Origin of the sequence: Rhodanobacter panaciterrae (assembly GCF_014651895.1) — a bacterium.
Lineage (GTDB): Bacteria > Pseudomonadota > Gammaproteobacteria > Xanthomonadales > Rhodanobacteraceae > Rhodanobacter > Rhodanobacter panaciterrae.
Map to the genome: position 1 here is coordinate 1,888,998 of NZ_BMXT01000001.1, position 12,356 is coordinate 1,901,353.

The window sequence follows — 12,356 nt, forward strand, 5'->3', positions numbered from 1 at the left end:
GGCGGATACCGACGTCGAAGCATCACCATGGAAAATTGCACACCGTGCCACTTCGACTGAGCAAGCCAACTCCCAACCCGCTGCGCACATGCCTGCTTGGCGCCATGTTGTGCGGGTTGGCTGCTTGCGCCGCACCGCTGCCCAAGCTGGCACCCTCGGTACCTGCGCAATGGCAGCATGCGATCGCCTCTGATCCGGCCAAGCCGAGCGACCTGCATGGCTGGTGGCACGCCTTCGCCGACCCCGAACTCGACACCGTGGTCGACCGTGCGCTGGCCAACAATCTCGATGTGGCACAGGCCGTCGAACGACTGCGTGCCGTGCGCGCGCTGCACAGTACTGCCCAGGCACACTACCTGCCGTCGCTGCGCGCAAGCACCAACGATGTAGTCGAACCGAGCGCAAATGCCTCCTACCTGCTGGTCGGCTTCGATGCCAACTGGGAATTGGGTCTGTTCGGCCGGGCCGAAGGCACCCGCCGCGAGGCGCGAGGCGCGCTGGATGCAGGCATCGCCGATCTGCGCATCGCGCGGGTTTCGCTGGTCGCCGAAGTCGTGCGCGAATGGATCGAGTTGCGCACCGCGCAGCAGCAGGAGCAGCTGCTGTCGCGGATCAACCAGAGTCGCGAGCACGAATGGCAGCAGCAGCAGGTGCGCCAGCATCTGCACTTGGTGGCATCCAGTGCGGTGGATCAGGCCCAAGCCGCACTCGCGCAATCCACCGCTGCCCTGGCGGCACCCCGGCAGGCCGTCACGGCCAGTGCCCAGCGACTGGCCATGTTGCTCGGCCAGAACCAGCCCGATGCCGCATGGCTGCAACCGGGCACACCGCCCGAGCTGGGCGCATGGAAGCTCGACAGCACACCGGCCGATCTGGTGCGCACGCGCCCGGAGATTGCGCGTGCCGAAGCGGACGTGCTTCAGGCCGCCGGTGCGCTGGCGCTGGCTCATGCCGATATGTTTCCCACTATCGGCCTCGGCGGCTCGATCGATTGGTCGACCGACATCGACAACAACCGCAAATATGCCACCACCCCCAATTCGATCGTCTCGCTGGGGCCGGAGCTCAATATTCCCCTGTTCGACTGGGGCATCCGACTGGCCGCCAAGCACGCCAAGGATCACGAGTTGAAGGCCAGCGTGCTGGCTTACCGGCAAGCCGTGCTGCAGGGCGTGACCGAAGTGGAAACCGCACTGGGCGGCGTGCAACAGCAGCAGCAGCGCGAACAGCACAGTCTGCTTGCATGGCAGGCGCTGCAACGCGTCGACCAGTCCGTGCAAACCCGGGTAAGTCTGCAGCTGGGCAGTCCGCTCGAACGTGTCGAAAGCCGCATTGCCGCCGATCAGGCCGCGCTCGAACTGGCCGACGCCCGTGCCGGGCACAGCCTGGCCTACGTGGCCCTGTTCAAGGCACTCGGCGGTGCGCCGCTGCCAACGGCGGCCGAGGTGGACACGCCACCGGCAGCCCGCTCCGATCAGGTGCAGCGCTGATGGTGGCCCTCGCGCGCAAGACCCTGATTTACGAGTGGCGGCGTTTTCTGCCGGCGATGCTCGCGGTGGGTTTCGCCGGCCTGCTTCAACTGCTGCAGATTGCGCTGGTGCTGGGCATCTTCGGCAGCACCAGCCTTTACATCACCGGCTCGTCGGCCGATGTCTGGATCGGTTATCCAGGCACCCAGAGCGTGGGCTCGGGTCGCACGATCGATGCCGACGTGGAATCACACGTGCTGATGGATCCGGCGGTACAGCGGGTCGAGCCGTACATCTGGATCGACGGTGACTGGCGCGGTCCCACCGAAACCGGTGGCGTCTCGGTGTTTGTTTCCGGCATCGATCCACGCCCCGATGGCCTGATGTTCTCCAAGGCGCTGGCGCCCGATCTGCGTACGCGATTGGCGGAACCGGGCGCGGTCGTCGTCGATCGTTCGGTGCTGGACCAGCTCGGCGTCGACATCGGTCACACCGCCACCATCAATGGTCATCAAGTACGCGTGGTCGGCATCAGCAGCGGCCTGCGCGCGCTCGGCGGTGTCAACGTGCTGTGCTCGCTGGATACCGCGCGACAACTGAACGACGATCCGACTGACAGCGGCCCGACCTATCTGGTCGCCAAACTGCGCGACCCGACTCAGGCGGATGCCGTAGCTGCGCGTCTGCGCGGCGATACCGCATTCGGTCCTTACACGACCTGGAGCGCCAGTGATTTCGCCAGCATCTCGGTGCGCTACTGGTTGTTCGATACCGGTGCCGGCGCCGGCGTGCTGTTTCTCGCCGGCATCGTGTTTCTGGTCGGCGCGGTGATCACCAGCCAGACCCTGATCGCCGCGGTCAACGGCTCGGTGCGCGAATACGCCACCCTCAATGCACTCGGCGTGGGCGTAGGCGCCTTGCGCAAGGTGGTGCTGGAGCAGGCGTTCTGGGTCGGTGCGCTGGGCCTGCTCGGCGCCAGCGCGCTCGGCATCCTGCTGATGATGCTGGCGCGCAGCCAGGACGTGCCCGTGGTGCTGAACCTGCCGGCGGCACTGGCCTGCATCATCCTGGTGATGGGGCTCGCCGCCGTCTCCGGGCTGGCCGCGATGCGCGCCCTGCGTCGCGCCGATCCCGCCACGTTGCTGAGGTAGTCGTGATACATCCCGTCACTGCCACCGAGCCCATGCGTACGCCTGCCCTGCAGGCCGATGGCATCTGCAAGGCATTCGTTTCCGGCCATCAGCGTACGCAGGTGCTGGATGGTCTGACGCTGAACATCGACGCCGGCGAACTGACCCTGATCTCGGGCCCTTCCGGCTGCGGCAAGAGCACCTTGCTGGCCGTACTCAGCGGCCTGCAGAAGGTCGACAGCGGCCGCGTGCAGGCACTCGGCAGTGAGCTCGGCCAGCTCGATCTGCGAGCGCTGGAGCGCTTCCGCCTGCAGCACACCGGTTTCGTGTTCCAGGGTTTCAACCTGTTCCCCGCGCTGAGCGCGTTCGAGCAGGTCGAGTTGCCACTGAACCACATGGGCCTGTCACGCGATGAAGCGCGCCGACGCGCCCGCAGCTCGCTGGAAGAAGTCGGCCTGGCCCATCGCATGCGGCTACGGCCGTCCGAATTGTCCGGTGGCGAGAAGCAGCGCGTGGCGATCGCCCGTGCACTGGCCAAGGAGCCGGAGCTGTTGTTCGCCGACGAACCGACCAGCGCGCTGGACGCCGCCAACGGCCAGATGATCATCGACATCCTGCACCGGATCGCGCGCACCCACGGCACCACGGTGCTTTGCGTCAGCCACGATCCGCGCCTGGTCGTCCACGCCGACCGCGTCCTGGCGATGGAAGATGGCCGCATTCTGAGCGACCAGCGCCCCCACGCGTCGCTCATCGACAACAAGGAAATTCCGTCATGAAGCTGTCCGTCATGAAGCCGCCCGCCACCCATCCGCCAGGACACTTGCCCGGCATGCGACTGCTTCAGTGCGGCGCTCTGGCGCTGACGCTGGCTTGTCTGCTGGCTGCCTGCTCCCGCTCCACCGATGCGCCGACCAACGCCGCCGCACAACCGGCTGCCACCTACGCCGCCGTGGCACGCGGCAAGGTCGACATCGAAGGTGGCCTGCTGACGCTGTCGATGCCGCGCGAAGGCACGCTTGCCAAGGTCGCCGCGCATGAAGGTGACCACGTCAAGCAAGGTCAGTTGCTCGCCCAACTGGACATTCAACCGGCCACGCTGGCCGTCGATGCCGCGCAGGCGCAACTGGAACAGGCACAGGCGCAGCTGAAATTGCTCGCCGTCAAACAGGCCGCGGCGAAGCAGCGTGCCGAGCGACTGGTCGCTGCAGCCAGCGCCGGCGCCGGTGACGGCCAGAGTGCCGACGACGCGCGCGAAGCGGCCGCCCAACTGGAGGCCGAACAGCTGAGCGCCCACGCGGCGCTGAGCATGGCCAGCCAGAAGCTGGACGAGGCCCGCTACGAGCTGAAGCAGCGCAGCCTGCTCGCCCCATTCGACGCCGAAGTGGTGCAGGCATCGGCCCAACCCGGCGCCAACGTATCGCCCACATCCGGTCCGATGTTCACCCTGCTGCCGCAAAAGCCACGGATCGTTCGTGCTGAGCTCAACGACAGTTTCGTCAGGATGATCCAGCCGGGCATGTCGGCCGAAGTGGTGGCCGACAACGGTCGCGCCGACGCTCACTGGAGCGCGCACGTGCTGCGCATCGGTCAGGTGTATGGCCCGGCCACGCTGGAAAACGACCCGCAGGTGCGCGCCAACGCGCGCACGGTGGAATGCGTGCTGGCCTTCGACGAGCCGCAGAATTTGCGCATCGGCCAGCGTGTGATGGTGCGTTTTGGCGCCGCTTCGACGCCAGCCCCTGCCGCCTCGAAAGGCTGAGGAAACCGCACTCTGCGAACCTCATGCCCTATGAAGAACCGCGGCCAGCGAACCGCCGCAGTTCACCGCACAGGGCTATCGCGTGATCCAGCAAACTGATTTTTTCTTCGAAGGCGGGCGCAGCGGCGTACTGCTGATCCACGGCCTGACCGGCACACCCATGGAAATGCGGCTGCTCGGCAAGGGCCTGAACCGTGCCGGCTTCACCGTGCACGGCATGCAGCTGGCCGGCCATTGCGGCAATGCCGAGGACCTGCTCGCCACCGGCTGGCACGACTGGTATGCCAGCGTGGAAAAGGCGGCCGACGAGCTGCTTGGCAAGGTCGATCACCTGTTCGTCGGCGGCCTGTCGATGGGCGCGCTGCTGGCGCTGAAACTGGCCGCGGACCGGCCGCAGCAGGTTGCCGGCGTCGGCGTCTACGGCGCCACCTTCCGCTATGACGGCTGGAGCATTCCGTGGGCGGCGAAACTGTCGTTCATGCTGCCGCTGCTGAAGAAGCTCGGCATCGGCCGCAATCGCAGCTTCATGGAACAACCGCCCTACGGCATCCGTGACGAGCGCCTGCGCGCGCAGGTCAGCAGCGCGATGCTCAGCGGCGACAGCGCCGCCGCCGGTCTGCCCGGCAATCCGTGGTATTCGCTGGCCGAGATGTATGGCCTCGCCGCCGAAGTGCGCAGCCAGTTGCCGCAGGTGATCGCACCGTGCCTGGTCGCGCATGCCAGCGAGGACGACGTCGCCAGCCTGAAGAATGCCGAGCTGGTGATGCGCGAAGTCAGCGCGCCGGCCGAGCTGCTGCTGCTCAAGGACAGCTACCACATGATCACCATCGACAAGGAACGCCGTACCCTGATCGATCGTTCGGCTGCATTCTTCGACGACATCGCCGCGTCGAACAGCACGCAGCGCGTCGCCGCCTGATGATGTCGGTGGCCGGTTCCATCTCTCCGCTGGTGGCGGGCCTGTGGCTGCTCAACATCGTGCTCGACACCGGCGGCCAGCTGGCGTTCAAGGCCGCGGCCGGTGACGAGACCGCCGGCGACGGCCTGGCGCGCTGGAAACACATGGCATCGCGACCATGGCTGTGGCTCGGCGTCGCCAGCTACGTGATCGAATTCCTGGTGTGGATCGCGTTCCTGTCGCTGATCCCGCTGTCCGAAGGCGTGCTGCTGGGTTCGATCAACATCGTCGCGATCATGGTCGCCGGACGCTTCCTGTTCGGCGAGAAACTGACCCGGCTGCGCGTTGCCGGCATCCTGCTGGTAACGCTCGGCGTGGTGATCGTGGGAGTCGGCGGATGAAGCGCTTCTATCTGATCGGCTTCCTGCTGCTGATGGGTTTCGACACCCTCGCGCAGGTCAGTTTCAAATACGCCGGCAACCACGCGATACCCTTCGCAGTCAGCCTCGAATGGGTGTTGAGCGTATTCAGCCAGCCGTGGGTCTACGGCGCGGTGATCGGTTACGTCGGCGCGTTCTTCACCTGGATGGCCCTGCTCAAGCACGCGCCGATCGGCCCCGCCTTTGCCGCCTCGCATCTGGAAGTGGTGTCGGTGATGCTGTTGTCGATCTGGCTGTTCGACGAACACCTCAACACCGCACGCGTGCTCGGGGCGATCGCGATCATCGCCGGCATCGTCTGCCTGGGCATGGCCGAAAGCCGCGAGCACGTGCCCGAGCCAGCCGAAGCCTGAGCACCGGCTAAGCTGCGCGCATGCTGCCCCGCCGCCCTCATGAACTGCCACCGACCGCCGGCTTGCCGCTGCGGCTGGCCGACCTGCGTCCGGGCGCGGCAACCCTGGCCGACGACATCGCAGCGCAACTGGGCACGCCGCCACTGCAACTGGAATGCTCCGGCACCGCCTCGCTGCTGATCGCTCTGACGGCACTGCATGAACTGCAGCCGCAACGGCGTCGCGTCGTGGTGCCCGCCTACACCTGTCCGCTGGTGGCGATCGCCGTGCAGCAGGCCGGGCTCGAACTGCAGTTGTGCGACCTGCGTGCCGGTCACTACGACATGGATCCGGCCGCACTGCGTGCCGCCTGTGACGAACGCACGCTGGCGATCATTCCCACCCATCTGGCCGGCCGCGTCGCCGATGCCGACGATGCGCTTGCCGTGGCGCGCAGCGTCGGCGCCTATGTGATCGAGGATGCGGCGCAGGCGCTGGGCGCGCGCGACAAAGGCGTCAGCGTGGGCCTCGCTGGCGACATCGGCTTTTTCAGCCTGGCCGCCGGCAAGGGACTGTCGATCTACGAAGGCGGCCTGCTGCTGGCACGCGATCCGAAACTTCAGGAACAGCTCGCACGCACCGCCGCGCGCATCGTGCCGCACAGTCTCGGTTGGGAATGGAAGCGCAGCATCGAACTGCTCGGCTACGCTGCGCTGTACCAGCCACGCGGCCTGCGATTGGCCTATGGCAATCCGCTTCGGCATGCCTTGCGTCGTGGCGATCCGGTTGCCGCGGTAGGCGATGACTTCCCGTTGACGATACCGCTGCACCGCGTCGGGCGCTGGCGTCAGGTCGTCGGTACGCATGCCGCCACCCGCCTGCCGGCGTTTCTCGATCAGTTGTCTGCGCAGGCACAACGCCGCCTGCCGCGGCTGCGCCGGATCGACGGCATCGAGGCACTCGATGATCCCGCCGGCGCACAAGGTACTTGGCCGTTTCTGTTATTGCTGCTGCCCGATCAACGGCGCCGCGATGCGGCGCTGGCGCAGCTGTGGTCCTCCGGCTTGGGCGTCAGCCGTCTGTTCATCCACGCCCTGCCCGACTATGCCTATCTCGCCGGCGTGGTGCCACCGCAGGACGTACCGAACGCGCGCGATTTCGCCGCACGCAGCCTGAGCATCAGCAACAGTCCATGGGTGACTGACGACGACTTCGAGACGATCTGCCGCACGCTGGAATCCGTGCTGGCCTGAATCAACCGGACCTTGTGGCAATCGCGGCGAGCAATTGCAGATTCAACGCATGCTGCTGCGCCTGCCAGCCGGCCAGCTGCGCCGGATCGATGTCGGGCTGCTCGTCCATCGCCGACAGTCGGCGTTTCCACCAGCTCCGGTAGCGGTAATGCGAAACCTCGCCATTGATATCGCTGCCGACCAGACCATGGCGCAGGCTCTCGATCAACGCCAACGCATGCTCCGTCAACAACTGGCCCTGATCCCAGTTGGTATGCGCTACCTCGGGTGAGAACGCGTCCTTGTCGATCGACAGATAGCTCGGCGGCGTCTGCGTGCGTTGCGCCTCGACAAACGCATCGACCATTGCTGCCGGTGTGTCGAAACTGCGGAACGCATGCGCCAGACCGAGCCGGCGCGACCAACCGGTGTCCACGCCAATGCTCCAGTAGCTCAGCTTGCCGCGCCGCAGCGGGGTCAGATAGTTCTCCCACGCATGGCCACCACCGATATCGGCCGAGGTGATGCCGAGCACATGCACATGACTGACCTGCGGCAGCATTGCCACTTTGCGCACCCACGAACCGCAATGCACGCCGAACGGAAAACGCATGTTGTCCGGATGGTTGTCGAGTACGACCACCTGGAATGGTGTCTGCGATGGCAAGCGCGCGATCAGCGGCCAGCTCAGATGATGGAAGTCGCCACTACCCATGAACACGGTGCCGTACTCGGCCGGCAGCAACTCGTCCAGCATCGTGCCGAAGCGCTGCATGGTCGACAGTGAGCAGCCGAAGCGGATCGATTCCTGCCAATGCTCCAGCGGCAGCACCAGCCGATCGGGCAACGGCCCGACCGAGCGGTCAATGTCGAGCACCACCGGCCGGTTCGCCAGATTATTCATCGCTAGCCTCCGTGGCCGCCTGCCAGCTGCGATCACTTTCGAAATGGCTGCCGAGTCGACGCAGCAACGCGCGCAGCAGCGGATTGCGGGCATATACCGCATGCCGGGTGAAGGTCATGCTGGCACCGAGGAAGGATTTGACTTCGGGATCGGTCCAGCCGGCCACGTAATGGCTCAGGCCACACTGCCGCGCGTAGTCGAGATTGTGCATCCAGCTGACGAAGTACAGGTTGTGCTCGCGCGCCTGCGGATAGGCGAAGCCCACGTACTTGTCGATCAGCTTGCCGCCATGTTCGTAGCAGAGGTTCCAACCAATCATCTGCCCCGCATGCCGATAGACGAACACCACGCCGCCGCTGCCGGCATCCTGCAGCACCTCACGGAAAAACGCTGCGCTCAGCCGGTCGAAGTGGATATCGCTTTGCGCGTACACGTTGTCGAACAGCGCATAGAACTCGGCCAGCGTTGCTGCGTCGTCGAAGCGTGCGTCACCAGTGCGCACCGCCTCGATCTCCAGATCGGCACGCGAACGCAACTTGCGCCGAATATTCTTCCTGCGCCCAGACGACAGTCGCGAGAGATACTCGTCGTCCGAGGCGAAATCGATCGGCACCCACGCCAGCGCCTGGCCTTCCAGCAATACATAGCCTTCACGTTCACAGGCATTGGCGAATTCACGCGCATATGCATTGTCGGCGTCGCTGAGCAGCGGCGAATCCTGCGCGATGTCCTTGACGATCATCAGCTTGCATTCACGCCCATAGGCCACCTTCAGCCCTTGCGCAAGCACGGCGGGCGTCACGCTTGAGGGCAGCGGCGCGTACTCGGACACGGTGGTGCCGGCAAAGCGCGTGCGCCAGCGCAGCAGGCGCCCCCACCAGCGATACAGCGGTAACTGCGTCACCCGGCGGCGCAGCGCATCGTCCGCCGTGGTCAGCAGATCGAACGGCGCCACGAAGCTCGGCATGCCTTGCGGCGACAGCTGAACGGTAAAGCCGATTGGCGGCTGCGCCATGAAATGCGCCAGCAGTGCATCCGGTTCCAGTTGTGAAATGAAAGGCATGAGTAAGCCAATTTGCCTAGACTGGTGAGTATGTAAAACTGCGCTTTGCAGCCAGGAGCCTACTCGTCATGACCGATACGACCCAGCAACAGGTTTTCGACATCATCGCCAAGCAGGCCAAGATCGACGTGGCCATCATCAAGCCCGAGTCCACCCTGAAGGACTTGGGCATCGCTTCGCTGGAGGCGATCGAGCTGATCTTCGACATCGAGGAACACTTCAACATCACCTTCCCCGACCAGCAAGGCGCGAACTTCGACACCGACACGACGCAGAGTCTGGTCGATGCGGTGCAGAAGGCGCTGGATGAAAAAGCCGCTGCGGGCGAAGGATCGAAGTAATGTCGACTGTCTCCATGCGCCGCGTGGTGATCACCGGCATGGGCGCGATCAGCCCGCTCGGCGTCGGCGCGGAGGCGCTGTGGCAAGGCCTGCGCGAAGGTCGCAGTGCGATCGGCCCGCTGCGTCATCCGGATGCTGAGCGCCTGCGCGTGAAGGTTGCCGCGCAGGTGCCGGACAGTTTCGACCCGACCGCGAATATCGAAGAACGCACTCTGATCATGCTCGACCGCACCTCCGAATTCGCGCTGCATGCCGCACGTGAGGCGATCGCGCAATCCGGGCTGGACTTCAGCCGGAACGGGCTCGGCGTGCGCACGGCGGTGGTGGTCGGCACCGGCGTCGGTGGCGAAAACACCCAGGACGAACAGAGCAAGCGGCTGTACGGCGAGAATTCTCCGCGCGCGCATCCGCTCACCATCGTGCGGGTGATGACGAACGCCTCGGCCAGCCAGATCAGCATTGCCTATGGCCTGCGCGGCCCGACCTTTGCCGTCGCCAGCGCCTGCGCCTCGGCGAACCACGCCATCATCCAGGCGGCGCAACTGATCCGCTACGGCATGGCCGACGCCGCCATTACCGGCGGCACTGAAGCCTGTCTGACCTACGGCGCCCTGCGCGCATGGGAAGCGATGCGCGTGCTGGCCGACGATACTTGCCGCCCTTTCAGCATCAACCGCCGCGGCCTGGTACTCGGCGAAGGCGCCGGTATCTTCGTGCTGGAATCGCTGGAACACGCGCAGGCACGCGGCGCCACCATCCTGGCCGAACTGGCCGGCGTCGGCATGACCGCGGATGCCACCGATATCGTGATGCCTAGCGCGGAAGGCTCCTCCGCAGCGATGAGCCAGGCGCTGGCCGACGCCGGCCTTAATGCCGACGATGTCGACTACATCAACGCCCACGGCACCGGCACGCAAGCCAACGATGTCACCGAGACCAAGGCGATCCGCCTCGCGTTCGGCACGCATGCCGATCGCCTCGCGGTGTCGTCGACCAAGTCGATGCATGGCCATGCACTGGGCGCTTCCGGCGCGCTGGAGCTGGTGGCCGTGGTCGGCGCCTTGCGCGACAGCGTGGTGCCGCCCACCGCGAACATGGACAAGGTCGACCCGGCCTGCGATCTGGACTACGTGCCGAACGTCGCCCGTGAGATGCCGGTGCGCGCGGCGCTGAGCAACTCGTTCGCGTTCGGTGGACTCAACGCAGTCTTGGCGCTCAAGCGCGCGCCGTAACGACCCGCTCCGCAACGGCATTTCGCCCGGCAACAAACAAAAGAACCCGGCGAGCGATCGCCGGGTTCTTTTTGCGCGTGATGATCCACGCGCGGCCAAGCTCAGCCCTTCTTGGCTTTGGTCAGCAGCTGATCGAGCAGCGACATCGCCAGATCGATTTCTTCGTGCGTGATGTCCAGCGACGGCGCGAACGTGATCACGTTTTTGTACCAGCCGCCCACGTCCAGCACGAGGCCGATCTTCTTGCCGTTGTGCTCGAGGTCACCGGCCAGGCCGATGTCGACCATCTTGTCGAGCAGTTCCTTGTTCGGCGTGAAGCCGTCGTCGGTGCAGATCTCGGCGCGCAGCGCGAGGCCGAGGCCGTCGACGTCGCCGATTTCCTTGTGCTTCTTCTGCAGGTCGCGCAGGCCGTCGAGGAAATGCGCGCCCTTCTTCGGCACCGTGGTCTCGTAGTCCAGCTCGTAACCCATCTTGATCACTTCCAGACCCAGCGCGGTGCCGAGCGGGTTGGAATTGAACGTGGAATGGGTCGAGCCCGGCGGGAACACGGTCGGGTTGATCAGCTCTTCGCGCGCCCACAGGCCGGACAGCGGATTCAGGCCGTTGGTCAGCGCCTTGCCGAACACCACGATATCCGGCGTCACGCCGAAATTCTCGATCGACCACAGCTTGCCGGTGCGCCAGAAACCCATCTGGATTTCGTCGGACACCATCAGGATGCCGTACTTGTCCAGCACCTTCTTCAAGCCCTTGAAGAAGCCCGGCGGCGGGATCACGTAACCGCCGGTGCCCTGGATCGGCTCGACGTAGAACGCGGCGTATTCGCACTGGTTCGTCTTCGGGTCCCACACGCCGTTGTATTCGGTCTCGAACAGGCGCTCGAACTGGCGCACGCAGCTGTCGGAATACTCTTCCGGCGTCATGCCCTTGGGGCGACGGAACGGATACGGGAACGGCAGGAACATCGCGCGTTCGCCGAAATGGCCGAAACGGCGGCGATAGCGATAGCTCGACGTGATCGACGACGCGCCCAGCGTGCGGCCGTGGTAGCCGCCCTCGAACGCGAACATCAGGCTCTTGCCGTTGCTGGCGTTGCGCACGATCTTCAGCGAATCCTCGATCGCCTGCGCACCACCGACGTTGAAGTGCACGCGGCCATCAAGGCCGAATTTCTTCTTCGCATCCAGCGCCACCGTCTTGGCCAGCTCGATGCGGGTCTGGTGCAGGTACTGGCTGGCGACCTGTGGCAAGCGATCGATCTGATCCTTCAGCACGTTGTTGAGGCGCTTGTTGCCGTAGCCGAAGTTGACCGCCGAGTACCACATCTGCAGATCGAGAAACGGCGTGCCGGCGGTGTCGAACATGTAGCTGCCTTCGCCGTGACGGAAGATCTTCGGCGGGTCCACGTAATGTACGGTGTCACCGAACGAGCTGTACTTCGCCTCGTCGGCGAGCAGCTGCGCGTCGTCGATGAAGCCGGCGGCGGTCTTGTCGATTTTCATGGGGAATGATCCGGAATGATTCGGGGGTGTCAGAAGAAAACAGCGTGCGAC

General features: G+C 65.2%; 13 protein-coding genes. 10 read left to right on the forward strand and 3 right to left on the reverse strand.

What is annotated here, in order from left to right; genetic code table 11:
* Window positions 1-44 precede the first annotated feature (44 nt).
* From IE071_RS08795 to IE071_RS08830, 8 genes are all read left to right on the forward strand, one after another.
* Complete coding sequence (locus IE071_RS08795) at window positions 45-1,490, forward strand: TolC family protein (protein WP_229792809.1); 1,446 nt, start codon at window positions 45-47, stop codon at window positions 1,488-1,490.
* Window positions 1,490-2,620, forward strand: coding sequence for an ABC transporter permease (locus IE071_RS08800; RefSeq protein ID WP_189440707.1), 1,131 nt, complete (start codon window positions 1,490-1,492; stop codon window positions 2,618-2,620). The genes IE071_RS08795 and IE071_RS08800 overlap by 1 nt, the downstream gene beginning before the upstream one ends.
* A gap of 32 nt (window positions 2,621-2,652) precedes the next feature.
* On the forward strand, window positions 2,653-3,378 hold the full coding sequence (locus IE071_RS08805; protein ID WP_189440708.1) for an ABC transporter ATP-binding protein: 726 nt from the start codon (window positions 2,653-2,655) through the stop codon (window positions 3,376-3,378).
* On the forward strand, window positions 3,375-4,361 hold the full coding sequence (locus IE071_RS08810) for an efflux RND transporter periplasmic adaptor subunit (protein WP_229792810.1): 987 nt from the start codon (window positions 3,375-3,377) through the stop codon (window positions 4,359-4,361). Before IE071_RS08805 ends, IE071_RS08810 begins: the two co-directional genes overlap by 4 nt.
* 82 nt (window positions 4,362-4,443) lie before the next feature.
* Entirely contained in the window at window positions 4,444-5,280 is an 837-nt protein-coding gene (locus tag IE071_RS08815; RefSeq protein ID WP_189440709.1) for an alpha/beta hydrolase, read from the forward strand.
* A complete protein-coding gene (locus tag IE071_RS08820; RefSeq protein WP_189440710.1) occupies window positions 5,280-5,660 on the forward strand; it encodes an EamA family transporter in 381 nt (126 codons plus the stop codon). The genes IE071_RS08815 and IE071_RS08820 overlap by 1 nt, the downstream gene beginning before the upstream one ends.
* A complete protein-coding gene (locus tag IE071_RS08825; RefSeq protein ID WP_189440711.1) occupies window positions 5,657-6,052 on the forward strand; it encodes a DMT family transporter in 396 nt (131 codons plus the stop codon). Before IE071_RS08820 ends, IE071_RS08825 begins: the two co-directional genes overlap by 4 nt.
* Window positions 6,053-6,072: 20 nt before the next feature.
* Complete coding sequence (locus IE071_RS08830) at window positions 6,073-7,284, forward strand: DegT/DnrJ/EryC1/StrS family aminotransferase (protein ID WP_189440712.1); 1,212 nt, start codon at window positions 6,073-6,075, stop codon at window positions 7,282-7,284.
* A gap of 1 nt (window position 7,285) precedes the next feature.
* Here the strand turns inward: IE071_RS08830 and IE071_RS08835 are convergent, their stop codons facing one another.
* The gene (locus tag IE071_RS08835) at window positions 7,286-8,167 is read right to left on the reverse strand and encodes an arginase family protein (protein ID WP_189440713.1); all 882 of its coding nucleotides are present in this window, start codon (window positions 8,165-8,167) and stop codon (window positions 7,286-7,288) included.
* On the reverse strand, window positions 8,160-9,230 hold the full coding sequence (locus IE071_RS08840; protein WP_189440714.1) for a GNAT family N-acetyltransferase: 1,071 nt from the start codon (window positions 9,228-9,230) through the stop codon (window positions 8,160-8,162). The genes IE071_RS08835 and IE071_RS08840 overlap by 8 nt, the downstream gene beginning before the upstream one ends.
* Before the next feature lie 68 nt (window positions 9,231-9,298).
* Here IE071_RS08840 and IE071_RS08845 point away from each other — a divergent pair, with 68 nt between their 5' ends.
* Together IE071_RS08845 and IE071_RS08850 are read left to right on the forward strand one after the other, a co-directional pair.
* Window positions 9,299-9,571 (forward strand): acyl carrier protein, encoded by a 273-nt coding sequence (locus IE071_RS08845; protein WP_189440715.1) that lies wholly within the window; start codon window positions 9,299-9,301, stop codon window positions 9,569-9,571.
* Window positions 9,571-10,803 carry a beta-ketoacyl-[acyl-carrier-protein] synthase family protein gene (locus tag IE071_RS08850; protein ID WP_189440716.1) on the forward strand — a complete coding sequence of 411 codons (1,233 nt, stop codon included), beginning with the start codon at window positions 9,571-9,573 and terminating at the stop codon, window positions 10,801-10,803. The genes IE071_RS08845 and IE071_RS08850 overlap by 1 nt, the downstream gene beginning before the upstream one ends.
* Before the next feature lie 101 nt (window positions 10,804-10,904).
* Here the strand turns inward: IE071_RS08850 and IE071_RS08855 are convergent, their stop codons facing one another.
* The gene (locus tag IE071_RS08855) at window positions 10,905-12,305 is read right to left on the reverse strand and encodes an aspartate aminotransferase family protein (RefSeq protein WP_189440717.1); all 1,401 of its coding nucleotides are present in this window, start codon (window positions 12,303-12,305) and stop codon (window positions 10,905-10,907) included.
* Window positions 12,306-12,356 lie beyond the last annotated feature (51 nt).